Origin of the sequence: Pseudonocardia sediminis (assembly GCF_004217185.1) — a bacterium.
In the GTDB taxonomy this organism is placed as follows: Bacteria; Actinomycetota; Actinomycetes; order Mycobacteriales; family Pseudonocardiaceae; genus Pseudonocardia; species Pseudonocardia sediminis.
Window position 1 is genome coordinate 1,633,881 of sequence record NZ_SHKL01000001.1, and the last position, 25,042, is coordinate 1,658,922.

The 25,042-nt window shown below is 72.3% G+C and carries 25 protein-coding genes; 16 read left to right on the forward strand and 9 right to left on the reverse strand.

Going from position 1 to position 25,042, the window contains the following annotated elements:
• Positions 1 to 327: 327 nt before the first annotated feature.
• From rpsB to EV383_RS07810, 5 genes are all read left to right on the forward strand, one after another.
• Positions 328 to 1,236: a 30S ribosomal protein S2 gene (gene rpsB, locus EV383_RS07790; protein ID WP_130289278.1), complete on the forward strand. Its 909-nt coding sequence runs from the start codon at positions 328 to 330 to the stop codon at positions 1,234 to 1,236.
• Positions 1,237 to 1,356: 120 nt separating this feature from the next.
• Entirely contained in the window at positions 1,357 to 2,172 is an 816-nt protein-coding gene (gene tsf, locus EV383_RS07795; RefSeq protein ID WP_130289279.1) for a translation elongation factor Ts, read from the forward strand.
• Between the two features lie 199 nt (positions 2,173 to 2,371).
• Positions 2,372 to 2,929, forward strand: a complete 558-nt coding sequence (gene frr / locus EV383_RS07800) for a ribosome recycling factor (RefSeq protein WP_130289280.1) — start codon at positions 2,372 to 2,374, stop codon at positions 2,927 to 2,929.
• 5 nt (positions 2,930 to 2,934) lie between these two features.
• On the forward strand, positions 2,935 to 3,852 hold the full coding sequence (locus tag EV383_RS07805; protein WP_130289281.1) for a phosphatidate cytidylyltransferase: 918 nt from the start codon (positions 2,935 to 2,937) through the stop codon (positions 3,850 to 3,852).
• A 4-nt stretch (positions 3,853 to 3,856) separates the two neighbouring features.
• Positions 3,857 to 4,597, forward strand: a complete 741-nt coding sequence (locus EV383_RS07810) for a class I SAM-dependent methyltransferase (protein WP_130289282.1) — start codon at positions 3,857 to 3,859, stop codon at positions 4,595 to 4,597.
• Positions 4,598 to 4,622: 25 nt separating this feature from the next.
• On the opposite strand, the gene EV383_RS07815 is transcribed toward EV383_RS07810, so the two are convergent.
• On the reverse strand, positions 4,623 to 5,117 hold the full coding sequence (locus EV383_RS07815; protein ID WP_207223462.1) for a Rieske (2Fe-2S) protein: 495 nt from the start codon (positions 5,115 to 5,117) through the stop codon (positions 4,623 to 4,625).
• A 232-nt stretch (positions 5,118 to 5,349) separates the two neighbouring features.
• Between EV383_RS07815 and EV383_RS07820 the strand changes: the two genes are divergently transcribed.
• Together EV383_RS07820 and rlmN are read left to right on the forward strand one after the other, a co-directional pair.
• The gene (locus EV383_RS07820) at positions 5,350 to 5,904 is read left to right on the forward strand and encodes a hypothetical protein (RefSeq protein ID WP_130289283.1); all 555 of its coding nucleotides are present in this window, start codon (positions 5,350 to 5,352) and stop codon (positions 5,902 to 5,904) included.
• A gap of 64 nt (positions 5,905 to 5,968) precedes the next feature.
• Complete coding sequence (gene rlmN, locus EV383_RS07825; RefSeq protein WP_130289284.1) at positions 5,969 to 7,078, forward strand: dual-specificity RNA methyltransferase RlmN; 1,110 nt, start codon at positions 5,969 to 5,971, stop codon at positions 7,076 to 7,078.
• Between the two features lie 91 nt (positions 7,079 to 7,169).
• Here rlmN and EV383_RS07830 read toward each other — a convergent pair whose 3' ends face one another.
• Genes EV383_RS07830 through EV383_RS07845 form a run of 4 tightly spaced genes read right to left on the reverse strand, consistent with a single transcriptional unit; the run spans position 7,170 to position 11,544 of the window.
• Positions 7,170 to 8,255 (reverse strand): ABC transporter ATP-binding protein, encoded by a 1,086-nt coding sequence (locus EV383_RS07830; protein ID WP_130289285.1) that lies wholly within the window; start codon positions 8,253 to 8,255, stop codon positions 7,170 to 7,172.
• Between the two features lie 45 nt (positions 8,256 to 8,300).
• Positions 8,301 to 9,197, reverse strand: a complete 897-nt coding sequence (locus EV383_RS07835) for a carbohydrate ABC transporter permease (protein ID WP_130289286.1) — start codon at positions 9,195 to 9,197, stop codon at positions 8,301 to 8,303.
• Positions 9,197 to 10,144 carry a carbohydrate ABC transporter permease gene (locus EV383_RS07840; RefSeq protein ID WP_130289287.1) on the reverse strand — a complete coding sequence of 316 codons (948 nt, stop codon included), beginning with the start codon at positions 10,142 to 10,144 and terminating at the stop codon, positions 9,197 to 9,199. Before EV383_RS07840 ends, EV383_RS07835 begins: the two co-directional genes overlap by 1 nt.
• The gene (locus EV383_RS07845) at positions 10,141 to 11,544 is read right to left on the reverse strand and encodes an ABC transporter substrate-binding protein (protein ID WP_341273709.1); all 1,404 of its coding nucleotides are present in this window, start codon (positions 11,542 to 11,544) and stop codon (positions 10,141 to 10,143) included. Before EV383_RS07845 ends, EV383_RS07840 begins: the two co-directional genes overlap by 4 nt.
• A gap of 191 nt (positions 11,545 to 11,735) precedes the next feature.
• Here EV383_RS07845 and EV383_RS07850 point away from each other — a divergent pair, with 191 nt between their 5' ends.
• Complete coding sequence (locus EV383_RS07850) at positions 11,736 to 12,725, forward strand: LacI family DNA-binding transcriptional regulator (protein ID WP_207223463.1); 990 nt, start codon at positions 11,736 to 11,738, stop codon at positions 12,723 to 12,725.
• An 80-nt stretch (positions 12,726 to 12,805) separates the two neighbouring features.
• On the opposite strand, the gene EV383_RS07855 is transcribed toward EV383_RS07850, so the two are convergent.
• The gene (locus EV383_RS07855) at positions 12,806 to 13,690 is read right to left on the reverse strand and encodes a type IV toxin-antitoxin system AbiEi family antitoxin domain-containing protein (protein WP_130289288.1); all 885 of its coding nucleotides are present in this window, start codon (positions 13,688 to 13,690) and stop codon (positions 12,806 to 12,808) included.
• A 130-nt stretch (positions 13,691 to 13,820) separates the two neighbouring features.
• The gene (locus tag EV383_RS07860; protein WP_130289289.1) at positions 13,821 to 14,888 is read right to left on the reverse strand and encodes an ATP-dependent DNA ligase; all 1,068 of its coding nucleotides are present in this window, start codon (positions 14,886 to 14,888) and stop codon (positions 13,821 to 13,823) included.
• Positions 14,889 to 15,028: 140 nt separating this feature from the next.
• On the opposite strand from EV383_RS07860, the gene mug reads away from it, so the two are divergent.
• Complete coding sequence (gene mug / locus EV383_RS07865) at positions 15,029 to 15,589, forward strand: G/U mismatch-specific DNA glycosylase (RefSeq protein WP_130289290.1); 561 nt, start codon at positions 15,029 to 15,031, stop codon at positions 15,587 to 15,589.
• A 25-nt stretch (positions 15,590 to 15,614) separates the two neighbouring features.
• Here mug and ligD read toward each other — a convergent pair whose 3' ends face one another.
• A complete protein-coding gene (gene ligD / locus EV383_RS07870) occupies positions 15,615 to 16,595 on the reverse strand; it encodes a non-homologous end-joining DNA ligase (protein WP_130289291.1) in 981 nt (326 codons plus the stop codon).
• A gap of 18 nt (positions 16,596 to 16,613) precedes the next feature.
• Positions 16,614 to 16,874, reverse strand: a complete 261-nt coding sequence (locus EV383_RS31070; RefSeq protein ID WP_165438272.1) for a DUF2631 domain-containing protein — start codon at positions 16,872 to 16,874, stop codon at positions 16,614 to 16,616.
• A gap of 76 nt (positions 16,875 to 16,950) precedes the next feature.
• Here EV383_RS31070 and dxr point away from each other — a divergent pair, with 76 nt between their 5' ends.
• The 7 genes from dxr to EV383_RS07910 all read left to right on the forward strand — a co-directional run bounded on the left by dxr (position 16,951) and on the right by EV383_RS07910 (position 25,020).
• Positions 16,951 to 18,159 (forward strand): 1-deoxy-D-xylulose-5-phosphate reductoisomerase, encoded by a 1,209-nt coding sequence (gene dxr / locus EV383_RS07880; protein ID WP_130289293.1) that lies wholly within the window; start codon positions 16,951 to 16,953, stop codon positions 18,157 to 18,159.
• A complete protein-coding gene (locus EV383_RS07885) occupies positions 18,153 to 19,448 on the forward strand; it encodes a M50 family metallopeptidase (RefSeq protein ID WP_130289294.1) in 1,296 nt (431 codons plus the stop codon). The genes dxr and EV383_RS07885 overlap by 7 nt, the downstream gene beginning before the upstream one ends.
• Positions 19,445 to 19,948, forward strand: a complete 504-nt coding sequence (locus EV383_RS07890; protein WP_130289295.1) for a phosphatase domain-containing protein — start codon at positions 19,445 to 19,447, stop codon at positions 19,946 to 19,948. Before EV383_RS07885 ends, EV383_RS07890 begins: the two co-directional genes overlap by 4 nt.
• Before the next feature lie 263 nt (positions 19,949 to 20,211).
• A complete protein-coding gene (gene ispG, locus EV383_RS07895; RefSeq protein ID WP_207223464.1) occupies positions 20,212 to 21,354 on the forward strand; it encodes a flavodoxin-dependent (E)-4-hydroxy-3-methylbut-2-enyl-diphosphate synthase in 1,143 nt (380 codons plus the stop codon).
• A 95-nt stretch (positions 21,355 to 21,449) separates the two neighbouring features.
• A complete protein-coding gene (locus tag EV383_RS07900) occupies positions 21,450 to 22,283 on the forward strand; it encodes a GNAT family N-acetyltransferase (RefSeq protein ID WP_130289296.1) in 834 nt (277 codons plus the stop codon).
• Positions 22,284 to 22,558: 275 nt separating this feature from the next.
• A complete protein-coding gene (locus tag EV383_RS07905) occupies positions 22,559 to 23,080 on the forward strand; it encodes a MarR family winged helix-turn-helix transcriptional regulator (RefSeq protein WP_130289297.1) in 522 nt (173 codons plus the stop codon).
• A gap of 95 nt (positions 23,081 to 23,175) precedes the next feature.
• Entirely contained in the window at positions 23,176 to 25,020 is a 1,845-nt protein-coding gene (locus EV383_RS07910) for a penicillin-binding transpeptidase domain-containing protein (RefSeq protein WP_130289298.1), read from the forward strand.
• Positions 25,021 to 25,042: the final 22 nt, after the last annotated feature.

Genomic DNA, 25,042 nt, shown 5'->3' on the forward strand with positions numbered 1-25,042 from the left:
TGTGGACGCCCGGAGCAGGTTGTGGACAACCCCGCTTCCGGAGGGACTCCGCCGGGCTCGCCGTGGTGACCACGGCGTATAGTTATGACTGCACCACGACTCGTCGTGGTGACTTCGCGCGCCCGCCATCCCGGGAGCGGCCGATCAGGCCGGACACACGGGGGCGGTGGCCGGGCGGTCCCGAATGTTCGACCCCACCGTTGTACCGGGGTCGAGGATCACGGGTCCGGTCCCGCCGCGGGTGCCAGGGCGTGGTCGTCGACCGGCGGCTTCGCGACAACCGCAGCGCGGCGAGAGCCGCGCCCGACCGAGAGGTGATCACAGGCCATGGCCGTCGTCACCATGAAGCAGCTGCTCGACAGCGGCGTGCACTTCGGGCACCAGACCCGACGCTGGAACCCGAAGATGAAGCGCTACATCCTCACCGAGCGCAACGGCATCTACATCATCGACCTCCAGCAGACGCTGTCGTACATCGACCGCGCCTACGAGTTCGTCCGCGAGACCGTCGCGCACGGCGGGACGATCATGTTCGTCGGGACGAAGAAGCAGGCCCAGGAGGTCATCGCCGACGAGGCGGGCCGGGTCAACATGCCGTACGTGAACCAGCGCTGGCTGGGCGGCATGCTCACGAACTTCCAGACCGTGCACAAGCGTCTGCAGCGCCTCAAGGAGCTGGAGTCGATGGAGCAGACGGGGGGCTTCGAGGGTCGCACCAAGAAGGAGATCCTCATGCTCACCCGTGAGAAGGACAAGCTCGAGAAGACCCTCGGCGGTATTCGCGACATGTCCAAGGTGCCCAGCGCGGTGTGGATCGTCGACACCAAGAAGGAGCACATCGCGGTCGGCGAGGCCCGGAAGCTCAACATCCCGGTCGTCTCGATCCTGGACACGAACTGCGACCCGGACGAGGTCGACTTCCCGATCCCGGGCAACGACGACGCGATCCGCTCGGCCGCCCTGCTGACCAAGGTCATCGCCAAGGCGGCGGCCGACGGTCTGGTCGCGCGCTCCGCGCGTCGCGGCGAGGGTGGCGGCGAGGCCCAGGCCGCCGACGCCGCCCCGGGCAGCGACCAGCCGCTCGCCGAGTGGGAGCAGGAAGTCCTCACCGGTGGCGAGGTCGGTTCCGACGGCGCGAGCCTGACCGCGGCCGGCGCGACCACCGAGGCGCCCAACGCCGCGGCGGCCGCCGCCCCGGCCAGCACGAGCAACGGCACGCAGCAGACCGCGAGCTGATCCGTCTCGCACGGGTGGCCGGGGACATCCCGGCCACCCGTGCGGCGTTTCACCCACCCGGCACGATCTCGGCCGTACCCCTGGCCGAACCACACGGACTAAGGACGAAGAGACACCGAGATGGCGAACTACACCGCCGCGGACGTCAAGAAGCTCCGCGACCTCACCGGCTCCGGGATGATGGACTGCAAGAAGGCCCTCGAGGAGTCCGACGGGGACACCGACAAGGCCGTCGAGCTGCTCCGCATCAAGGGCGCGAAGGACGTGGGCAAGCGCGCCGAGCGCACCACCTCCAACGGCCTGGTCGTCGCCTCCGGCGGCACCATGGTCGAGCTGAACTGCGAGACCGACTTCGTCGCCAAGAGCGATGACTTCATTTCCCTCGCCGACCAGATCCTGCAGGTCGCGGTCGACCAGAAGCCGGCCGACGTCGACGCGCTGCGCAGCGCCAAGATGGGCGACGGCACCGTCGAGGACTCGGTCCAGGGCCTGTCCGCCCGGATCGGCGAGAAGCTCGAGCTCAAGCGCTACATCCACGTCGACGGCCCGGTCGCGGTCTACCTGCACAAGCGGGCCACCGACCTGCCGCCGGCGATCGGCGCGCTGGTGTCCTATGAGGGCACCGACGACGAGACCGCCCGTGGCATCGCGATGCACATCGCCGCCGCCCGCCCGCAGTACACGACCCGCGAGCAGGTCCCGGCCGACATCGTCGAGAACGAGAAGAAGATCGCCGAGGCGACCGCGCGCGAGGAGGGCAAGCCCGAGCAGGTGCTGCCCCGCATCGTCGACGGCCGCGTCAACGGCTTCTACAAGGACGTCGTGCTGCTCGAGCAGTCGTCCGTGCAGGACCAGAAGAAGACCGTGAAGGCGCTGCTGGACGAGGCCGGCGTCACGGTCAAGGACTTCGTGCGCTTCGAGGTCGGCCAGGGCTGAGTCCCTGAGACGGCCGGGCCGCATCCGGGCGGCGATCCCGCCCGGTACCGGCCCGGCCCCGCCGGTCACCCGGTGCGGTACCCGCCGCAGGGCGGGCGCCGCACCGGGCCGGCCGGAGTGAGAGGATCGGCGTGCACGCGGTCCCGGGCCGCGGCTCGCGTGCGCAGGTGAGACGACAGAGACGGACGGGGACGACACCGTGATCGACGAAACCCTCTTCGACGCCGAGGAGAAGATGGAGAAGGCCGTCACGGTGGCGAAGGACGACCTGTCGTCCGTGCGCACCGGTCGCGCGACCCCGTCGATGTTCTCCCGCGTCGTGGTCGAGTACTACGGCGCCTACACCCCGCTCAACCAGCTCGCCTCGGTCTCCGTGCCGGAGGCCCGGATGGCGGTCATCAAGCCCTACGACTCCAGCCAGCTCAAGGAGATGGAGAAGGCGATCCGGGACTCCGACCTGGGCGTCAACCCCTCCAACGACGGACAGATCATCCGCGTGGTCATCCCGCAGCTGTCCGAGGAGCGTCGCAAGGAGATGGTGAAGGTCGCGCGCGGCAAGGGCGAGGACGCCCGGGTCGTGCTGCGGGGTCTGCGCCGGAAGGCGATGGACGAGCTGCACCGCATCCAGAAGGACGGCGAGGCCGGCGAGGACGAGGTCGGCCGCGCCGAGAAGGAGCTGCAGACCGTCACCGACCGCTACGTCGCGCAGATCGACGAGCTGGTCAAGAACAAGGAATCCGAACTCCTCGAGGTCTGATCTCCATGACCTCCTCCCACGACGCCGCCGTCCCGGTGACCTCCGACCTTCCCGGGTCGGGTCCGCCGGGTGTCCCGGCGCCGCCCGAGAGCCCGGTGCGTCCGTCGAAGAGGGCACGCCTGGGGCGCAACCTCGTCGCCGCGATCGCGGTCGGGCTGTCGATGGGTGCGGTCATCCTGGCCAGCCTGCTGATCGTCCACCAGGTCTTCGTCGGGGTGCTCGCCGTGTGCGCTGCGATCGCGACCTGGGAGCTCTCCGGTGCGTTGCGCCGCGGCGCCGACATCCGGGTGACGCTGCCGGTCCTGCTCGTCGGCGGGCAGGCGATCGTCTGGTCGGCGTGGCCGTTCGGGTTGCGCGGCGTGGCCGTCGCGTTCGCCGCGACCGTCCTCGGCTGCCTGCTGTGGCGGATGCGCGCCGGTGCGGCGCACTTCCTGCGCGACATGAGCGCGTCGCTGTTCGTCGCCGCCTACGTCCCGCTGCTGGTCGCGTTCGCGGTGCTGATGACCGTCGCGCCGCAGGGCGTCGGACGGGTGCTGACGTTCCTGATCTGCGTGATCGCCTCGGACGTCGGTGGCTACGCGGCCGGGGTGATCGCCGGACGGCACCCGATGGCCCCCACGATCAGCCCCAAGAAGTCCTGGGAGGGCTTCGCCGGGTCGCAGATCGCGGGCATGATCGCCGGCGCGCTCTGCGTGACGCTGCTGCTCGGCGGGCCCTGGTACTTCGGTGCCCTGACCGGCGCGCTGCTGGTGTGCACCGCGACCCTCGGCGACCTCGTCGAGTCGCTGGTCAAGCGCGACCTGGGGATCAAGGACATGGGCACGATGCTGCCCGGGCACGGCGGTCTGATGGACCGGATGGACTCGCTGCTCCCGGCGGCGTTCGTGGCGTGGGCCGTGCTCGGCCTGATCGTCCCCGCCTGACGCCGTGCGCTACCGGGGTTTCGGCGGGCAGGTCCGTCCCGGCCCGGCCATCCCCAGCCCGAACATCTGGAACTGGCCCGACGTCTACGCCGCCGAGAACGCCGCCCAGGACGCCGACGGCGCACTCTGGTCGGCGCTGTGGGAGACCACCGGGGGCTGGGCCGGCGCCGACGTCGTCGACGTCGGGTGCGGCGACGGGTTCCACCTGCCGCGCTTCGCCGCCGAGGCCGCCACCGTCGTCGGGGTCGAGCCGCACCCGCCGCTGGTCGAGCGCGGTCAGCGGCATCACGACGGCGATCGCGTGCGGCTGCTGCGGGGTGGTGCCGAGAACCTGCCGCTGCCCGACGACAGCGCGGACCTGCTGCACGCCCGCACGGCCTATTTCTTCGGTCCCGGCTGCGAGCCCGGACTCGCCGAGGCGGACCGGGTGCTGCGCCCCGGTGGTGTCCTGGCCGTCATCGACCTGGACTTCACCTCACGCCCCTACGGGGACTGGCTGCGCGCCGACCTGCCCCGCTACGACCCTCCGGCGGTGGAGCGGTTCTTCGCGAACCACGGTTTCGCGCAGCGCCGGGTGGTCTCGACGTGGCGGTTCGCCGACCGCGCCACGCTGGAGGACGTGCTGCGGATCGAGTTCTCCCGGGCCACCGCGGCGCGTGCCGTGGACGACGTGCCGGGCCTGACGATCAGCGTCGGCTACCGCCTGCACACCCGCCGCCGCCCGGCCTCGGTGTTGCTGCCCTGAGCCACCCGCGGAACGAGTGGCGAGCTCAGGCCAGCGTGACGTTCTGGCCGCTCACGGCCACCGCACGGCGGGCGAGCGGCGTCGTCGCCGGGCCCTCGAGGACCGCGCCGTCGAGTCCGAACCGGCTGCCGTGACACGGGCAGATCACCGCGCCGTCGCGGATGGCGTTGACCTGGCAGCCCTGGTGCGGGCAGACCGTCGACAGGCCCTGGAACCGTCCGGCGGCGGGCTGGGTCACCACGACCTGCTGGTCGGCGAACACGACCCCGCCACCCACCGGCACCGACGACACGGGCCCGAGCACCGTGCCCGGCGCGCCCTCCGGCAGGTCCGCAGCCGGCTGATCGGTCGCGGGCTGCCCGCCTGCGGCGTCACCGGACCCGCCCGAGCTGCACGCGGCGACGAGGCCGACCGCAGCCACCCCGGCCCCGGCGATCGCGGCGCGGCGTCCCATCGACGGGCCGCGTCCCTCGGGCTCGGCGGGGGTCTCGACGGCGGGGGTGGGACGGGTGTCGGACATGGCGCTCCTCGTACGCGCCGCGACAGGAGGGCGGCGCTGATGGTGGGGGCCGCGCCGGCGTGGTGGTCCGGAAGGCGTGCGGCGGGTTCGGGTACGACCAGCGTGCCACAGCCGCCTCGCGTGCCGTCGACGCTGGTGAAGCCTTTCGTGAGGCAACGGCGGGTCACCGCGGTGAGGCGCCGGATCACCGGGGGAGCGGTCACGGCGTCGCCGGGCTCGCTACCGTGGAGCCATGTCCTTCACCGTGCGAGCGGCCGTCGTCGGCGTCCCCGTGCCGAGTCTGGAGATCGTGCTCGGCACCCTGGCCTGGGTGGTCGGTGCGGCCGGCCTGGACGCCGGGTTCGGGACCCTCCTGGTCGCGCTCGGCCTCGGCCTGGCCGGCTGGTTGTGGAGCGTGCGGCACCGCAGGCGCGCGATGGCCGTGCAGCTGCACCCCGCCCGCAAGGCCCGGATGCAGCGCCTCATCGCGGCCGGTGTGATCGGGATCTTCGCCTTCCCGATCCTGCTGTCGCTGATCAGTTACGGCGAGCTCGGCACGGCGCTGTCGGCGGCGCTGATCGGTGTCCTGCTGATCATGGCCTCGACGGTCCTGGAGGAGCGTTCGCTGGTCGCGGTCGGTGCGCTGGTGCTGGTCCTGGCCGCGATCGGGGCGTTCCTGGCGCTCAACTCGTCCGGGGTGTCGCAGTCCCAGCCGGTGATCGGGCTGGGCTGCGGGCTGGTGCTGTGGGTGGCCGGGATGCGCCGCCTCGGCCTGCTCGACGAGCTGCGCCGCCGCGTCCGCCGCTGAGAGCAGGCCCGTCGGACTCCGCCGATCGGGGTCCCCGGCCGGAGGCTGGCACACTGGAGGGGTCATGACTGCCCTTCCCCTGGTGTTCGACGCCCCGCGCCGTGCCACCCCGCCGCGCCATCTCGCCGACCTCGACCCGTCCGACCGCGCCGACGTCGCACGGGAGCTCGGTGTGCCGAAGTTCCGCCTCGACCAGCTCGCCCGGCACTACTTCGGCCGTCTGACCGCCGACGTCGACGCCATGACCGACCTGTCGGCCGGTGCCCGCGAGACCCTGTCCGGGCTGCTCCCGGCGTTGGTCACCCCGGTCACCGAACGCAGCTGCGACGACGGCGCGACCCGCAAGACCCTCTGGCGCGGCCACGACGGCACGCTCGCCGAGTCGGTCCTGATGCGCTACCCCGGCCGCGCCACGGTGTGCGTCTCGAGCCAGGCCGGATGCGGGATGGCCTGCCCGTTCTGCGCGACGGGCCAGGGCGGGCTGCAGCGCAACCTGTCCACCGGCGAGATCGTCGATCAGGTCCGCCAGGCCGCCGCCGCGGCCCGCGACGGGCTGCTCGACGAGCCGGCGCGCCTGTCGAACGTCGTGTTCATGGGCATGGGCGAGCCGCTGGCGAACTACAAGCGCGTGATCGCCGCCGTCCGCCGGATCACCGAGCCCGCCCCGGACGGGCTGGGCATCTCCGCCCGCGGGGTCACGGTGTCGACGGTCGGTCTCGTCCCGGCGATCGACAAGCTCACCGCGGAGGGCCTGCCGGTCACGCTGGCGGTCTCCCTGCACACCCCCGACGACGAGCTGCGCGACACCCTCGTGCCGGTGAACAACCGCTGGAAGGTCGCCGAGGTCCTCGACGCCGCGCGCCGCTACGCCACGACGACCGGGCGCCGCGTGTCGATCGAGTACGCGCTGATCCGCGACGTGAACGACCAGCCGTGGCGCGCCGACCTGCTCGGCAAGCTCCTGCGTCAGCACATCGGCACGTCGCGCGTGCACGTGAACCTGATCCCGCTCAACCCGACCCCGGGCAGCGAGTGGGACGCCTCCCCGCGCCCGGTGCAGGACGAGTTCGTCGCCCGCGTGCTGGCCTCCGGCGTCGCCTGCACCGTCCGCGACACCCGCGGGCAGGAGATCGACGCCGCCTGCGGCCAGCTGGCCGCCTCCCACCAGCAGTGAGACGCGCCCCGAGCGGCACCCCCGCCTAGTCGGAGTCGGCGGGGGCGCCGCCCGTTCCCCGGGGCAGGCCCAGGGACCCGGAGACCGGCCGCTAGATGCGGTCGCCGGACTCCGGGTGGAACAGGTGCAGATCGTCGGCCGACGGGGTGAGCGAGATCCGGTCCCCGCGCCGGGCGCCGGAGCGGCCCCCGGTCCGGACGACGACGGTGGTCCCGGAGTCGTCGGTCAGGTGCCCGTAGAGGAACGCGTCGCTGCCCAGCTCCTCGACGACGTCGACCTGTGCGGGGACGCCCTCGCTCCCGTCGGGTCCGACGGTCCACTGCTCGGGCCGGATGCCGAGGGTGACGGTCTCCAGACGGGCCGCGCCGATCGCGGAGCGTCGTTCCTGCGGCAGCGCCAGGTCGCGCCCGGCCAGGTGCACGCCGCGCTCGGTCACCGGCAGCGTGAACAGGTTCATCGCCGGTGAGCCGATGAAGCCAGCCACGAACGCGTTCTTCGGACGGTCGTAGAGCTCGGCCGGGGTGGCGAACTGCTGCAGCTGCCCGTTGGCCAGCAGGGCGACCCGGTCGCCCATCGTCATGGCCTCGACCTGGTCGTGGGTGACGTAGACGGTGGTGACGCCGAGCCGTCGCTGCATGGCGGCGATCTCGGTGCGGGTCGTCACGCGCATCTTCGCGTCGAGGTTCGACAACGGCTCGTCCATCAGGAAGACCTGCGGCTCGCGCACGATCGCCCGTCCCATCGCCACGCGCTGGCGCTGACCGCCGGACAGGGCGCGCGGCTTGCGGTCGAGGTAGTCGGTCAGCCCGAGCACATCGGCGGCCTCGCGCACCTTCTTCGCGCGCTCGTCCTTGTCGATCCCGCGCATCTTGAGCGGGAACGCCATGTTCTCCCCGACGGTCTTGTTCGGGTAGAGCGCGTAGTTCTGGAAGACCATGGCGATGTCGCGGTCCCGCGAGGGCACGCCGACCATGTTCTTCCCGTCGATCCGGATGTCGCCGTCGTCGATCTCCTCGAGACCGGCCAGCATCCGCAGGGCGGTGGACTTCCCGGAGCCCGACGGCCCGACCAGGACGACGAACTCGCCGTCCTCGATGGTCAGGTCGAGACGGTCGACGGCCGGCTTCTGCCCCGCCTGGTAGATCCGGGACGCCTTGTCGAACACGACGTCAGCCACGGTCGGCTCCGTTCTGCGAGGAGGTCTGCGGGAGGGATGAGGCGGTCACTTGACGGCCCCGAACGAGAGGCCCTGGACGAGCTTGTTCTGCGCCACCCAGCCCGCGATGACGACGGGCAGCGCGGCCATCGTGGCAGCGGCGCAGAGCTTGGCGAAGTACAGCCCCTCCGAGGTGATGAACCCGACGAGGAACACCGGCACGGTCGCGGCCTGCGACGCGGTCAGGTTCACCGCGAAGAAGAACTCGTTCCAGGAGAAGATCACGCAGATCAGCGCCGTGGCGGCCATGCCGGGGGACACCACCGGCAGCACCACCTCGCGCAGCGACCGGAACAGCGACGCGCCGTCCATGCTGGCCGCCTCCAGGAGCTCCTTGGGGACCTCCTGGAAGAACGAGCGCATCATCCACACCGCGATCGGCAGGTTCATCGCCGTGTAGAGCACGACCAGGGTCCAGACATTGTCCAGCATCCCGATGTAGTTGACCACCACGTAGATCGGCACGATCGCCGCGACGACGGGCAGCATCTTCGTCGAGATGAAGAAGAACAGGACGTCCTGGGTCTTCTTGACCGGCCGCAGCGACACCGCGTAGGCGGCCGGCGTGGCCAGCAGGACCACCAGCACCGTCGACATCAGCGTCGCGAACACCGAGTTGAGCAGGTACGGCCCGATGCCGGAGGAGAAGACCTCGGAGAACTGGTCGAGCGTCGGGGTGAAGAACAGCTTCGGCGGGCTGGTGTAGGCGTCGGCCTCCTGCTTGAACGCCGTGAGCACCATCCACAGGATCGGGAAGAAGAACCCGATCCCGACGATCCAGGCCAGGACGCCGAGCAGCGCGTTGCCGGTGCGGCGCTGCTTCTTGGGCTTGATCCGGGGCGGGTCCGCGGCCGGGGCCGCACCGGACCCGGTCGTGGTGGGGGAGAGGGTCTGCTCGGCCATCAGGACGCCTCCTCGGCACCGGAGAAGCTGCGGAAGATCAGCCGCAGGGCGAACGTGGAGACGATGATCGTGGCCACGACGACCACCACGCCCATCGCGGCGGACTGGCCGATGTCGAAGCCGAGGAACGCCCGCTGGTAGATGTAGAACGGAAGGTTCGCGCTCGCCGTACCGGGCCCGCCCTGGGTCATCATGTAGATCGTGTCGAACGTGTTGACCAGGTAGATCGCGCCGAGCACGACGCCGAGCTCGATGAACCGGCGCAGGTGGGGGATCGTCACCTCGCGGAAGATCGCGAACGAGCCCGCCCCGTCGACCCGGGCCGCCTCCAGCACGTCGGCCGGCTGGGACTGCAGCCCGGCCAGCGTCAGCAGCATCATGAACGGCGTCCACTGCCAGACCAGGGCGATCATCACCGAGGTCAGGGGGTAGGACGACACCCAGTCGGTGTTGCCCGCGCCGAACGGCGAGAGCACGAAGTTGATCAGGCCGTAGGTCGGGTCGAACAGGACCGTCTTCCACAGCAGCGCGCTGGCCACCGGGGTGATCAGGAACGGCGTGATCAGCAGCGTCCGGACGAACCCGCGGCCGAAGAACTGCCGGTCGAGCAGCAGCGCGAACAGCAGGCCCAGGATCATCGCGAAGATGACGGCGCCCACGGTGAGCACCACCGAGTTGAGCGCCACCCCGCGGAACTGCGAGTCGGTGAACACCGTCGCGTAGTTGTCCAGGCCGACGAAGCTCTGGCTGCCGGGGCGGACCAGGTTCCAGGACTGCAGCGAGTAGTAGATCGTCACCAGGAACGGCAGCTGCGTCACGATGATCGCGAAGATCAGGGCGGGCAGCAGCGGCGCCCGGCGGATCCAGCCGTCCCGGGCGGATCCGGGACCCCGGGCCGGACGGGCCGTCGCGGCCGCGGTGTCCGGACGTTCGGTCGTGGTCGTCATCCCGCCCCTCCCTGCTGATAGGTCTCGCCGACCGTCGTCGCGTACTGCTGGGCCTGCTCCAGGGCCTCGTCGACGGTCTGCTGGCCGGCGATGGCGGCGGAGATCTGCTGGCTGACCCGGGTGCCGAGGTCCTGGAACTCCGGGATCCCGACGAACTGGATGCCGGTGTAGGGCACCGGCTTGCTGCCCGGCCGGGACTGGTCGGCGCTGCTGATCGCCTGCAGGGTCTGCGGTGCGTAGCTCTTCGACGCCTCCAGGTACTCCGGGATCTCGTACGTCGACTGGCGGGCGCCCGGGGGCACCGACTCCCAGCCCTTCTCCTCGCCGACCATCCGCTGGTAGGGCTTGGACGTCATCCAGGACAGGAACTTCCAGGTGTCCTCGACGGCGCCGGGGCCCTTCTCGGCGGTGGTCTTCGGGATGGCGAGCGACCAGGAGTACAGCCAGCCCGAGGCGCGGCCGTCGACGCCGGCCGGGGCGGGCGCGTAGCCGACCTTGCCCACGACCTTCGACTCCTCCGGGTTCTCCACCAGCCCGGACGCGACGGTCGCGTCGTACCACATGGCCGCGTTGCCCTGGCTGAACTGCGTGCCGCACTCGGAGAACCCGGCGGTGGCCGCGCCCGGCTGGCCGTAGCGGCTGACCAGGTCGACGTAGAACTGCACGGCCTGGCGGTACTCGGGCGACTCGAGCTGGGCGTCCCACTGCTCGTCGTACCAGCGGCCGCCGAAGGCGTTGACCACGGTGTCGAGCGGGGCCATCAGCTCGCCCCAGCCGGGCTTGCCGCGCAGGCAGATGCCCGCCCGGCCCGCGTTCTCGTCGTCGAGCTCGGCGGCGATCTCGGCGACCTGCGGCCAGGTCGGCTTCGCCGGCATGGTCAGACCGGCCTGCGCCAGGAGGTCCTTGCGGTACATCAGGAACGACGACTCGCCGTAGAACGGCGTCGAGTACATGTGCCCGTCCGGCCCGGAGAGGGCCTGGCGCACCGCCGGGATGAAGTCGTCCTCGTCGTAGCCGGGGGTCTGCGCCATCAGCGGGTCGAGATCGGTGAGCCAGCCGTTGCGGGCCCACTGCGGGGTCTCGTAGTTCGAGATCATGACCGCGTCGAACTCGTCGCCGCCGGTGGCGACCGAGGACGTGATCTTGGCGCGGGCCTCGTTCTCCGACAGGGAGACGAACTTGAGCCGGATCCCCGGGTTCTCCGCCTCGAACTGCGGGGACAGGTCGATCGCGTCCTCCATCTGCGGGTTGGACACGATCGCGATGGTGATCGTCCGGGCGCCCTCGGCGGCACCGAGCGCACCGGCACCGGCGCATCCGGAGACGGCCAGGGCGACGACCCCGAGCAGGGCCGCGATCACCGGCCGCCGGGGGCGGGCGCGGGCGGAGGGTGGGGCCACGGTGAGGTCTCCTCTGCGCTGAGGACGGATCCGGCATGCGGCTCGGTTGCTGTGACGTGTACCACGGCATAGGTCCGAACGAAGGAACCGTATGTCCGATTAAGCGCTTACGCAAGCGCTTGCCTGTAATCTGCGTCGCACCCGTTCGACGACGAGCGGGTGCCAGCACGAGGAGGTGCCTGATCACCACGATGGCCGAGGTCGCCCGGCTGGCCGGCGTCTCCACCGCGACCGTCTCGCACGTCCTCAACGGCACCCGCCGCGTCCGTGACTCCACGCGCCGCCAGGTGCTCGACGCGATGGCGGCGGTCGACTACACGCCCAACCACCTCGCCCGGTCACTGGCGACCGCGCGCACCACGACGATCGGGCTCGCCCTGTCCGCGATCTCCAACCCCTACTTCGGCGAGCTGTTGCACGCGGTGGAGGACGAGGCGTCCGCGGCGGGGTACACGCTGCTGCTGGTCGACCCGCACGAGGACCCCGACTACGAGGGGACGGCCGTGCGCCGGCTGCGCCACCGGGTCGACGGCGTGTTGATCGCCCCGTCGTCGGACGCGGGCCGGACCCTGGCCGAGCTGGCCGCGCAGAGGGTTCCGACCGTGCTGGTGGACCGGCTCGTCGGCGGGGACCACGACCAGATCGGCACCGAGAACGTCGAACCGGTGGCGTCGCTCGTGGCGCACCTGGCCGAGGGCGGGCACACCCGGATCGGCTTCGTGGCCGGGCACGCGGGCCTGGCCACCACCGTCGAGCGGCTCGCCGGCTTCCGGCTCGGGATGTCGCGCGCCGGTCTCGCCGTCGACGGGACCCTGGTCGTGGACGGCGACTCGGAATCCGAACCGGCGCGCCGGGCCGTCCTCACCCTGTTCGACCGGGCCGACCCGCCGACCGCGATGATCACCGCGAACAACGCGATGACGATCGGCGCCATGCAGGCCCTGCACTCCTCCGGCCGTCGCGTCCCGGACGACGTCGCGCTCGTCGCGTTCGACGACTTCCCGTGGGCCGACGCGTTCCGGCCGCGCCTGACGGTGATCGCCCAGCCGTTCGCCGAGATCGGGCGTGAGGCGGTGCGGATGCTCCTGCGCCGCATGATCGAGCCGGACGCCCCGCCCCGGACGGTGCGCCTGCCCGCCCGCTTCGTGCACCGCGAGTCCTGCGGCTGCACCCCCGCTTGATCCCGGGTGATCGCAGCCGTGGGAGCGGAACCGACCGTGCAGGTCGTTTGCGCTCCCACCGCCGTGATCACCGCCTCTGATCACCGCCGTCCGGCGTCGGCCCGGGCGACGGCACCCCGGATCTGGGCGACCACGTCGTCCGGCTGCCCGGTGAGGTCACGCCAGGTGAAGCGCAGGACGGTCCACCCCGACGCGACCAGGGCGTTGCCCTTCGTGCGGTCGTTCTGGAAGCGGTCCGGTCCCGAGTGGAACGCCCAGCCGTCGAACTCGATCGCCACCCGGTGCCGGGGGAAGGCGAGGTCGATCGTCCAGCGTCCGAACGGCACGGCCCGCTCGAACCCGTCGATCCCGGCCCGACGGAGCAGACCGATCAGCCGTCGCTCGGCCCGGGAGTCCGCCCGGTCGGCCACCTCCTCCAGCAGGAACCGTGCCCGGGACATGCCCGGTGACCCGAGGGACCGGCAGTACGCCGCGTAGAGCTCGGCGAACGGGAGACGGCGTTGCAGCACGCGGTCCAGGAACGAGACGCCGTCCGGCGAGGTCACCGCGGTCTCCAACGCGGTCAGCGCCAGTCCGGTCACGGCGACGCCCCGTACCCGCGCCAGGTCCCGGGGACCCAGATCGCGCCGGCGAAGACGCACCCCGTCCGGGACCCGGCGACGGACGGCGTGCGGGACGGTCACCCCGACCGGCGATCCGGCGGGGATCCGATCCAGGACGCCGTACCAGAACGCCGCCGCCGGCCCGTCGACCACACCGCGGGCGCCGCCCCAGAGCGAGGCCGCCCAGACGCGTTGCATGTCGTCCGGCGGGTGCGTGCTCGACCGGTAGACGCCCGGGTGGACCTCCGCGACCAGGCCGCGGGCGAGCCGTCCGCGCATCGCACGGGCCGAGACGCCACAAGCGACCGCCTGGTCGCGGCCGACCACCCCGCTCTGCCGCAGCAGCAGGTCCTCCAGGCGCACGGGCGGATCCTGGCCCGATGCGGGTCGCCCCGTGGCGGGAGCAGGGCAGGGCTTCGCGATCGCACATCCATGATCACGTCGATGGGAGCGGGACCGACCGTACCGGTCGGTTCCGCTCCCATCGTGACGATCAGCCGCCGGTGAGGACCTCGGCGAGGTCGAAGCGGACCGGGTGCTCGAGCTGGTCGTAGGTGCACGACGCCGGGTCGCGGTCGTCGCGCCAGCGCACGAACTGGGTGGTGTGGCGGAAGCGCACGCCCTCCATGTAGTCGTAGCGCACCTCGAGGACGCGTTCGGGGCGCAGCGGGACGAACGACAGGTCCTTGCCCGCGTTCCAGCGGCTGGTTTCGGACTTGCGCGGGGTGCGCTCGCCCTCCTCCTGCTTCGCCCAGGCCCAGGGGTGCTCATCGAACGTGGTGACGAGCGGCTGCAGCTCCTCCATCAGCTCGCGGCGCCGGGCCATCGGGAACGCCCCGACGACCCCGACCGACACGAGCACCCCGCGGGAGTCGTGCAGTCCCAGCAGCAGTGAGCCGATCGCGTTTGGGCCGGACTTGTGCACCCGGTACCCGGCGAGCACGCAGTCCGCGGTCCGCTCGTGCTTGATCTTGGTCATGGTGCGCTTGTCCGGCTGGTAGAGCAGGTCGGGCTTCTTCGCGATCAGCCCGTCCAGCCCGGCCCCCTCGAACTGTTCGAACCACGTCTGCGCGACGTCGTGGTCGCGGGTCAGCGGCGTCACGTACACCGGGGCCGACGCCGGGCCCAGGGCGTCCTCCAGCATGGCGCGGCGCTCGGACAGCGGCCGGTCCATCAGGTCGTCGTCACGCAGCGCCAGCAGGTCGAACGCGACGAACGACGCCGGAGTCTCCTCGGAGAGGAGCTTCACCCGGCTCGCGGCGGGGTGGATCCGCTGCTGCAGGGCCTCGAAGTCGAGCAGGTTCTGCTCGGTGTTCGCGACGATGATCTCGCCGTCGACCACGGCGCGCGGCGGGAAGTTCGCCTTCACCGCCTCGACGACCTCGGGGAAGTAGCGGGTCATCGGCCGCTCGTTGCGGCTGCCGATCTCGACCTCGTCGCCGTCCCGGAAGATGATCGCCCGGAAGCCGTCCCACTTCGGCTCGTAGAGCTGGCCCTGCGGGATCGACGGGGCCGGTTTGGCCAGCATGGGCGAGATCGGGGGCATGACGGGCAGGTCCACGGCGGGCAGTCTCCTCTGTGTTCGGGCTCGGTGCCGCACGCGGTCGCGCAGCCGGGTGACGCATGTCCCGGCGAGGTTCGTCGGCGCACACGGGGTGGACCGCGGTCGGGAGCCGAACTCATCTGTGATCTGCTCCCGGGATGGGGACGCGCAAGCTACCGGACGCGGCGGCGCTGGAGGCGGCGCGGACGCGGACGATCCCGGACGTACTGCCCGGGCCCGGCGACCCGTCGCCGCGGGTGCTGTTCTGCGGCATCAACCCCGGGCTGGTGAGCGCGGCGACCGGGCACCACTTCGCCCGTCCGGGAAACCGGTTCTGGCCGGTCCTGCACGACTCCGGGTTCACCCCGCGGCTGCTGCGCTCCGACGAGCAGGGTGAGCTCGCGGGTCTCGGCCTGGGCATCACCAACATGGCCCCGCGCGCCACCGCCCGGGCCGACGAGCTCTCCGACGACGAGGTCGTGGCCGGCGGTGAACGTCTGCGTGGCCTGGTCGCGGAGCTGGCGCCGGCGTGGCTGGCCGTGGTCGGGATCGTGGCCTACCGGACGGCGTTCGCCCGGCCCAGGGCCGTGGTGGGGGAGCAGGACGAGCGTCTCGGCGACACGGGCGTCTGGGTCCTGCCCAACCCGAGCGGGCTCAACGCGCACTGGTCCCGCGAGGCCATGACGGCCGAGTTCGCCCGCCTGCACGGCCGCACCTGAGGCCGGGTCCGCCGAAGAGGTCGGGTCAGCCGTCGAGGTCGGTGGCCTCGGGCTCCGGCGGGGTCTCGGCACCGTCGCGGGCGTCGCGGTCGGCCCACTCCAGGAGCGGGGCGATGTCGAACACGGCGTCGTCGATGCCGGCGTGCAGGTCACCGAGCTCGGCGAAGCGGGCCGGCATGGTGGCGATCGTGAAGTCGCCCGGCTCGGCGTCGTCGATCTCGTCCCAGCGCAGCGGTGCGGAGACGCGCGCCTCCGGGACGCCGCGCACCGAGTAGGCCGAGGCGATCGTGTGGTCGCGCGCGTTCTGGTTGTAGTCGACGAACACCTTCGACGGGTCCCGGTCCTTGCGCCACCAGTTCAGGTCCACCCGGTCGCAGCGCCGCCCGACCTCGCGGGCGAAGGCGTGGGCCGCGCGCCGGACGTCGGCGAACCCGTGGTCCGGCGGGATCCGGACGTAGACGTGCAGGCCCTTGCCGCCGGAGGTCTTGGGGAACCCGGTGGCACCCAGCTCGTCGAGCACCTCGTGCGCGACGTGGGCGACGCGGCGGACGTCGGCATAACTGGTGTCGGGCATCGGGTCCAGGTCGATCCGCCACTCGTCGGGTGCCTCGACGTCGGCGGCCCGGGAGTTCCAGGGGTGGAATTCCACGGTCGACATCTGCACCGCCCAGACGACGTCCGCGGGGTGGGCGACGCACAGCTCGTCGGCGGTGCGGTTGTAGCGGGGGAAGTGCACCCGCACGGTGCGCACCCAGTCCGGGGCGCCGCGCGGGAGCCGCTTCTGGTGCACCTTGTCCCCGCTGACGCCTTTGGGGAAGCGGTGCATCATGCACGGCCGGTCGCGCAGCGCGCGGACGATGCCCTCGCCGACGGACTCGTAGTACCGGGCGAGGTCGAGCTTCGTCTCGCCGCGGGCCGGGAAGTAGACCCGGTCCGGGCTGGACAGGCGCACGGTGCGACCGCCGATCGTCAGCTCGACCGGCTCACCCGCGCCGCTGCCCGCCATGACGGGACCCGGACAGGGTCAGCGACGCCAGGAGTTGCGCCGGCGGCGGATGCTCCACGCGACCCCGGCCAGGATGGCGATCGCCGGGATCACCATGAACAGGATCTCGGTCCAGCTGGTCGGGTGCCCGATCAGCATCACCAGCAGGGCGATCGCGGTGACCACACCGGCGATCCGCGTGCCGTTCGGGAACGTGGCGTGCCAGCCCCAGTCGACCGAGGGCTCGTCGTCGGGGTCGACGCCGGACCGGACGGCGATTTCCCTCGAGTTGCTCGCCACGTGCACCCTCCTGATGGAGCTCCTGCTTACGAGGTCACATGGTCGCACAACACCGCCGCGAGGATGATGTGCGGTGATGACCGACTCCGCCACACCCGCCCCCGCCGCCGTCTCCCGCGACGAGCCGCGCTCTCTGCTGATCCTCGGGTCGACCGGGTCGATCGGCACCCAGGCCCTCGACGTGGTCACCCACGCCGGCGGGTTCACCGTGACCGGCCTCGCCGCGGGCGGCTCCGACGTGGCGCTGCTCGCCGAGCAGGTCCGCACCCACCGGGTGCCCCGCGTGGCGGTCGCCGACCCGGGGGCCGCCGCACGGCTGCGCGAGGCCGTCCCCGGCGTCGAGGTGCTCGACGGCCCGGACGCCGCCACCGAGCTGGTCGCGACGTCGCGCGCCGACGTCGTGCTGAACGGGGTCACCGGCTCCCGCGGTCTCGGCCCGACGCTGGCCGCGCTGGCGGCGGGGTCGACCCTGGCACTGGCGAACAAGGAGTCCCTGGTCGCGGGCGGGCCGCTGGTGCTCGGTGCGGCGGCGCCGGGGCAGATCGTGCCGGTGGACTCGGAGCACTCGGCGCTGGCCCAGTGCCTGCGCGGGGGCAGCGCCGACGAGGTCGCACGCCTGGTCCTGACCGCCTCCGGAGGCCCGTTCCGCGGACGCAGACGTGCCGACCTGACCGACGTCACCGTCGCCGAGGCGCTGAAGCACCCGACCTGGGCAATGGGCCCGGTCGTCACCATCAACTCGGCGACGCTGGTCAACAAGGGCCTGGAGCTGATCGAGGCGCACCTGCTGTTCGGGGTCCCCTACGACCGGATCGACATCACGGTGCACCCGCAGTCGATCGTGCACTCGATGGTCACGTTCACCGACGGCTCGACGATCGCCCAGGCCTCCCCGCCGGACATGCGGCTGCCCATCGCACTCGGCCTGGCCTGGCCGGACCGGGTCGCCGGCGCCGCCGCGCCATGCACCTGGGACACCGCGCAGACCTGGACGTTCGAGCCGCTCGACGACGACGCGTTCCCCGGCGTCGCGCTGGCCCGCGCGGCCGGCGAGGCCGGGGGCTGCCTGCCGGCCGTCCTCAACGCCGCGAACGAGGAGCTCGTCTCCGCGTTCGTGGCGGGGGCGATCGGCTACACCGATATCACCGACCTGCTCGGGCGCACCCTGGACGCCGCGGACGAGTGGTCCCGCGATCCCGCTACCGTGGCGGACGTGCTGGCTGCCGAGGACTGGGCCCGCGTGCACGCCCGCGAGCGGGCGGGAACGGGGACCACCACATGCTGATGACGATTCTCGGGATCGTGATCTTCTTCGCCGGGATCCTGATCTCCATCGCCTGGCACGAGCTCGGGCACTTCGTGACCGCCCGCTGGTTCGGGATCAAGGTCCCGGAGTTCTTCGTCGGGTTCGGCAAGACCGTGTGGTCGAAGAAGGTCGGCGAGACCGAGTACGGGATCAAGGCCATCCCGATGGGCGGCTACGTCCGGATGATCGGCATGATCCCGCCGGCCAAGGGCGGGACGCTCGGCCGCACGCGCCGCACCGGTCCGTTCCAGGGCCTGATGGACGACGCCCGGCAGCAGTCGGCGATGGACGTCCTGCCCCAGGACGCGGACCGCCAGTTCTGGATGCGCTCGCCGTGGAAGCGGATCGTCGTCATGTTCGGCGGCCCGTTCATGAACCTGATCCTGGCCGTGTTCCTGTTCGCGATCGTGCTGATGGGCATCGGCGTGCCGACGGCGAACACCACGGTCAGCCAGGTCACCCAGTGCGTCGTCCCGGCGTCCGCCGCGACCGAGGAGTGCCCGGCCGGCGCGCCGCTCTCGCCCGCCGCCGCGGCCGGGTTCCTGCCCGGCGACCGGATCGTCGCCTTCCAGGGGCAGCAGTTCGCCCCCGAGGACTGGACGAAGATCCAGGAGGCCATCCGGGCGTCGTCGGGCCAGGTGAGCGTCACGGTCGAGCGCAACGGGCAGCAGATCCAGCTCACCCCGACGCTGATCAGCAACCAGGTCCGTGACCTGCAGGATCCCGAGCGGATCGTGCAGGCGGGCTTCCTGGGCCTGAGCCCGATGATGCCGTACGCCCAGCAGAGCCCGGGCGCGGTCGTCGACCAGATGGGCTTCATCATCTCCCGCACCGGGCAGGCGATCGTGCAGCTGCCACAGCGGGTGCCGGCCCTGTTCGGCGCGGCGTTCATGGGGGAGGAGCGCGACCAGAACGGGCCGGTCGGCATCGTCGGCGCGTCCCGGATCGGTGGCGAGATCCTCGCCCAGGCGGCGCCGCTCCGCGCCGAGCTCTCGTTCTTCCTGAACCTGCTCGCGGCGGTGAACATCTCGCTGTTCCTGTTCAACCTGCTGCCCATCCCGCCGCTCGACGGGGGCCAGATCTTCCCGGCGATCTGGGAGTCGATCAAGCGTCACAGCTACCGCCTGATGGGACGTCCCGACCCCGGGCCGGTGGACGTCGCGAAGCTGTTGCCGGTGGCCTACGTCGTGGCGCTGGTGTTCATCGTCTGGAGTGGTGTGTTGCTGATCGCCGACGTCGTCAACCCGGTCCGTCTGTTCGGCGGATGAGCCCGGCGGCACAGAACGGGAACGGGGCGGCCCGCCCGATCGCGGTCTTCGACATCGACGGTGTGCTTGCCGACGTCACGCACCGCCTGCACTTCCTCGACGTGCACCGGTGGGAGCGCTTCTTCGCCGCCGCGGACGTCGACCCGCTCCTCGACGAGGGCGCCGACCGCCTGCGCGAGGCGCTGACCGACCACGACGTCGTGTACCTGACCGGGCGCCCGGAGCGGAACCGGCGCCTGACCGTGCGCTGGCTGGCGAGCCACGACCTGCCGACCAGCCCGCTCTACATGCGCGACGACGACGACCACCGCCCCGCCCGCTACGTCAAGCGCGAGGTCCTGCGCGATCTGTCCCGCACCCGGGAGATCGCCTCGATCATCGACGACGACCCGGCGGTGGTCCGGATGCTGGAGGCCGACGGCTGGCCGGTCGAGCTCGCAACCTGGCTGCCGCACTCCTCGACCCTGCAGGACGCGCAGGAGAACCAGGGCCGTACCTAGGACCCCGTGCGCGGGAACCGTCGCCGGGGCGACGATTTCCGCTCTCGAGGGGCTACGGACCGGGGCCGGCGCGGTAGCCGCTCGGGGAGAAGGCGGACGTCGCGGCCGAGGGTGACCGCGCCGCACAGATCGCGGCGACGGTGCCGAGGATCGGGCGGTACCCGGGCCGCGGCGTCCGGAGTGAGCGCGATCGCGGGCGCGCGGGGAGTGCGTCGCGACACGGGGGACGGCGTCGTCGCCGAACTGGTGGGATAGTCGAAAGTGTGAGTGTCTCCCTGGGTATGCCGTCCGCACCTGCGCCGACCCTGGCGCCCCGCCGGAAGACCCGTCAGCTGCAGGTCGGGCCGGTGGGTGTCGGATCCGATCACCCCATCTCCGTGCAGTCCATGACCACCACCCTGACCTCCGACATCAACGCGACGCTGCAGCAGATCGCCGAGCTGACCGCGGCCGGTTGCGACATCGTCCGCGTCGCGTGCCCGTCCGCCGACGACGCCGAGGCTCTGCCCGCGATCGCGGCGAAGTCGCAGATCCCGGTCATCGCCGACATCCACTTCCAGCCCAAGTACGTCTTCGCCGCGATCGAGGCCGGGTGCGCCGCCGTGCGGGTCAACCCGGGCAACATCCGCAAGTTCGACGACCAGGTCAAGGAGATCGCGCAGGCGGCGAAGGACCACGGGACGCCGATCCGGATCGGTGTCAACGCCGGCTCGCTGGACAAGCGCCTGATGGAGAAGCACGGCAAGGCCACGCCGGAGGCGCTGGCCGAGTCGGCGATGTGGGAGGCGGGCCTGTTCGAGGAGCACGGCTTCGGCGACATCAAGATCTCGGTCAAGCACAACGACCCGGTCGTCATGGTCCGCGCCTACGAGATCCTCGCCGAGCAGTGCGACTACCCGCTGCACCTCGGCGTCACCGAGGCCGGACCGGCGTTCCAGGGCACCATCAAGTCCGCCGTCGCGTTCGGCGCGCTGCTGCGCCAGGGCATCGGCGACACGATCCGCGTCTCGCTCTCCGCCCCGCCGGTCGAGGAGATCAAGGTCGGCGCGCAGATCCTGCAGTCGCTCAACCTGCGTCCCCGCAAGCTCGAGATCGTGTCCTGCCCGTCCTGCGGGCGCGCGCAGGTCGACGTCTACAAGCTGGCCGACGAGGTCACCGCCGGGCTGACCGGCATGGAGGTCCCGCTCCGGGTCGCCGTCATGGGCTGCGTCGTGAACGGTCCGGGTGAGGCCCGCGAGGCCGACCTCGGCGTCGCCTCGGGCAACGGCAAGGGCCAGATCTTCGTCAAGGGCGAGGTCATCAAGACCGTGCCCGAGCACGCGATCGTCGAGACGCTGATCGAGGAGGCCATGCGACTGGCCGAGACGATGGAGGCCGAGGGGTCGCCCGAGGTGTCGGTGGGCTGAGAGAAGCGTGCGGAACGACCATCAGCGCTGACACCCGCTGTACGCGAGGGTGAGCCACAGGTGACCGGACGGCGACGACATGGCATGGTGAGACGGTGCTGAGGGTTGCCGGTGCACGGCTTCTCGACGACCGCCATCGGTCCGGTGTCCATGCCGCCCTGGACTCCGACCCTGTCGCGTCCTGCATGGTCGCGGCGCGTGTCGAGGCCGTCGGGCTGGATCCGTGGCGTCTCGGGGGTGAGCTGTGGGCCGCGGGCTCCGGGACGGACGGCCTCTGCTTCTCCGGCGCGAACCTCGTCCCGCTGCGCGGCGAGCGCTCCGCGATCCGCGCGTTCGCCGAGCGGGCCCGCCGCACCGGCCGCGTCTGCTCGTCGCTGGTCGGACGGTCGGAGCTCGTCCTGCCGCTGTGGGAGGAGCTCGCCGGAGTCTGGGCGCCGGCCCGGGAGATCCGTCCGGACCAGCCGCTGATGGTGCTCTCCGGCCCGCCCGCGGTGGCGCCGGACCCGCACGTGCGTCCCGTCCGGATCTCCGAGCTCGAGCGCTACCTCCCGGCCGCGGTCGCGATGTTCACCGAGGAGGTCGGCGTCGACCCGCGCGCCGGTGACGGCGGGGCCGGCTACCGCGCCCGGGTCGCCGAGCTGATCACCTCCGGCCGTGCGTTCGCCCGTTTCCACGAGGGCGAGGTCGTGTTCAAGGCCGAGATCGGGGCGATGTCACGCCGGATCGGGCAGATCCAGGGGGTCTGGGTGCACCCGGCCTGGCGCGGCCGCGGTCTCGGCACGAGTGGTACCGCCGCCGTCACCGACGCCCTGTCCGGGATGGGCCGCGCGTCGAGCCTCTACGTCAACGCGTTCAACACCCCCGCTCGTGCGGCCTACCAGCGGATCGGCTTCTCCCAGGTCGCGCAGTTCGCCACCGTCCTGTTCTGACCCCCGCCGCCGGCCCCCGGCCCGCCGGCCTCCGATCCGGCCGCCGGCCCACGGGCGCGCACCGAGCCGTCCGCCGCGCACCGAGCCTGTCGACGCGCACTCCGTGGAGATCGCGTCGACGTGCCGAGTGCGCGGGGACGGGCCGGGTGCGCGCGGACGGGCGGGGTGCGCGCGGTCGCGGGACGACGCCGGGCGCGCGACGGTGAGGTGAGCGCGCGGGCCGGCCCGCGCGCGGATCCGGCGGTACGAAAGAAGGTCCCTGATAGTTTCGCGCCATGCCGGACGACGACCTCCCGCTCTGGGAGCTGATCCAGACCTCGCACGTCGTGGCGCGCGGGTTCCACCGTGTGTTCGCCGAGGCCGGGCTGTCGGCGACGCAGTTCGGCGTACTGGCCGAGCTGGAGGACCGGGAGGCGACCGGCGGCCCCGCGCCGAGCCAGGCCGAGCTGGCACGGGTGACCCTGCTGCGCCCGCAGAGCGTGGGGGAGCTCGTCGTCTCGCTCGTCGAGCGCGGGCTCGTGCGCCGGGACGGTCCGGCCGGGCGCGGACGGCGCGCCGGCCTGGAGCTGACCGACGACGGCCGCGCGGCGCTGCACCGCGCGTTCCCGCTGGTCCGGGCGTTCAACGAGCCCGCGGCGATGGGGCTGGACGCCGGCGACGCGCGGGAGTTGACCCGGATGATGCGCCGCGTGCGCGAGACCCTCGACGCGGCCGAGACCGCACCGTCCGAGGCCCGCACCGGACGTGCGGGGACCGGGCCGGCCGGCGCCCCGGCCGGAAACACTCCGGCCGGCTGATCCCGGGGCCGGAACGCCCCGCCGCGCGGTCACGGGTCGCCGGCGAGCGGTGGACGGCCGGTCGCGGGCCCGGCGAAACCGGCATACTGAAGATCGTGCGCTCCCCCTTCACCTCGCCCCGTCCCGTCGTCCTGGCGGTGGCGGTCGTGGTGGTGCTCGTGGCCGGGGCGATCGTCGCCGTCGTGCGTCCGTGGGGCGGTCCGGACGACGCCGTGCAGCGGTTCGTCGCCGCCTGGACGGCGGGCGACGACAACGGGGCCGCCGCCGTGACCGGCGACCCCACCGCCGCCGGTGCGTTCCTGACGAAGGCCCGCGACGACCTGAAGCCCGTGTCCCTGCGCGCCGACGTCGCCGACGTCCGCACCGAGGGCGAGACCGCGACCGCCGACGTCGACGTGACCTGGGACCTGGGACAGAACCGCACCTGGGCCTATCGCACCGCGCTGCCGCTGACGCCGGCCGAGGACACCGCGACCAACGACACCGGATGGCAGGTCGACTGGTCCCCGGCGGTGCTCGCGCCGCGGCTGGGCGCCGACAAGCGCCCCGTCCTGCGGACGACGAACGCGGCCCCGGCCCCGGTGCTCGACGCCTCCGGGGCGCCGCTGCTGGCCCCGACCCCGGTCGTCACCGTGACGCTGGACCGGCGCGCGGCCGGGGACCTCGGCTCGACCGCGGGCAGCCTCGCGTCCGCGCTGTCGTCCATCGACCCGGCGATCACCCGCGCCTCGATCACCGACGGCGCGACGAAGACCCCGGACGGGCAGGCCTACACCGTCGCGGTCCTGCGCGACGCCGACTACCAGGGCGTCCGCGACGAGATCTACGAGCTGCCGGGCGTCCGGTTCGTCTCCGCGACCCGCCTGCTCGCCCCGGACCCGGACTACGCGCCGCAGGTGCTCACCGGGATCCGCACCGAGACCGAGGCCCAGACCGGCGGCACGCCCGGCTGGACGGTCGACGCCGTCGGCGCGAACGGCGCGACGGTGGCGTCGCTGGCGGGTGCGCCCGCCGGGCCGGGCACCCCGGCGCGGGTGACGCTGGACCGCGGGATCCAGGACGCGGCCGAGGCGGCCGTGCGGTCGCAGACGAAGCAGACCGCGATCGTCGCGATCCGGCCCTCGACCGGCGCCGTGCTGGCCGTCGCGCAGAACGACCCGGCGAACACGGCCGGGCCGATCGCGCTGTCCGGGCGCTACCCGCCGGGCTCCACGTTCAAGATCGCGACGGCGTACGCGGCGATGCAGGGCGGACGGATCACCCCGCAGACCCCGCAGGAGTGCCCGGGCACCACCGTCATCAACGGCCGGACGATCCCGAACGAGGACAGCTTCGTGCTCGGCACGGTGCCGTTGATCCAGACGTTCGCGAAGTCGTGCAACACCACGTTCTCCCGGCTCGCGCTGGGACTCGCGCCGGACGCGCTGCCCGCCGCCGCGCTCGCGCTGGGCTTCGGCTCCGACTACAAGATCCCCGGCCTGACCACGGTCACCGGTTCGATCGACCCGGCCACCGACGACCTGCAGCGCGCCTCCGACGGCTTCGGCCAGGGCGACGTGCTGGCCAGCCCGTTCGGGATGGCGCTGATGGCCGCGACGGTGGCCGAGGGCGCCCCGGTGACGCCGCAGCTGGTCGACGGCCGGCCCACCGAGACGCTGAAGGCGCCGACGGCGCCGGACGCGGCCGTGCTGAACCAGCTCCGGCCGATGATGCGCGCGGTGGTGACCGAGGGGACCGCGACAGCCGTCGCCGGACAGGGCGAGGTGTTCGGCAAGACCGGGACCGCCGAGTTCGCCGGGCCGGGCGGGGAGAACCGCGCGCACGGCTGGTTCGTCGGCTACCGGGGCGACCTCGCGTTCGCCACACTGATCGTCGACGGCGGTTCGTCCGGACCCGCCGTGCAGCTGACCTCGCGGTTCCTGGGTGGTGTGCCGCAATAGACACGGCATCGCCCCGGCCGTC

Coding starts and splice junctions, on each gene's coding strand:
- rpsB (WP_130289278.1), top strand. CDS start 328: ATGGCCGTCGTCACCATGAAGCAGCTGCTCGACAGCGGCGTGCACTTC.
- tsf (WP_130289279.1), top strand. CDS start 1,357: ATGGCGAACTACACCGCCGCGGACGTCAAGAAGCTCCGCGACCTCACC.
- EV383_RS07805 (WP_130289281.1), top strand. CDS start 2,935: ATGACCTCCTCCCACGACGCCGCCGTCCCGGTGACCTCCGACCTTCCC.
- EV383_RS07815 (WP_207223462.1), bottom strand. CDS start 5,117: ATGTCCGACACCCGTCCCACCCCCGCCGTCGAGACCCCCGCCGAGCCC.
- EV383_RS07820 (WP_130289283.1), top strand. CDS start 5,350: ATGTCCTTCACCGTGCGAGCGGCCGTCGTCGGCGTCCCCGTGCCGAGT.
- rlmN (WP_130289284.1), top strand. CDS start 5,969: ATGACTGCCCTTCCCCTGGTGTTCGACGCCCCGCGCCGTGCCACCCCG.
- EV383_RS07835 (WP_130289286.1), bottom strand. CDS start 9,197: ATGGCCGAGCAGACCCTCTCCCCCACCACGACCGGGTCCGGTGCGGCC.
- EV383_RS07840 (WP_130289287.1), bottom strand. CDS start 10,144: ATGACGACCACGACCGAACGTCCGGACACCGCGGCCGCGACGGCCCGT.
- EV383_RS07850 (WP_207223463.1), top strand. CDS start 11,736: ATGGCCGAGGTCGCCCGGCTGGCCGGCGTCTCCACCGCGACCGTCTCG.
- mug (WP_130289290.1), top strand. CDS start 15,029: ATGGGGACGCGCAAGCTACCGGACGCGGCGGCGCTGGAGGCGGCGCGG.
- ligD (WP_130289291.1), bottom strand. CDS start 16,595: ATGGCGGGCAGCGGCGCGGGTGAGCCGGTCGAGCTGACGATCGGCGGT.
- dxr (WP_130289293.1), top strand. CDS start 16,951: ATGACCGACTCCGCCACACCCGCCCCCGCCGCCGTCTCCCGCGACGAG.
- EV383_RS07885 (WP_130289294.1), top strand. CDS start 18,153: ATGCTGATGACGATTCTCGGGATCGTGATCTTCTTCGCCGGGATCCTG.
- EV383_RS07890 (WP_130289295.1), top strand. CDS start 19,445: ATGAGCCCGGCGGCACAGAACGGGAACGGGGCGGCCCGCCCGATCGCG.
- EV383_RS07905 (WP_130289297.1), top strand. CDS start 22,559: ATGCCGGACGACGACCTCCCGCTCTGGGAGCTGATCCAGACCTCGCAC.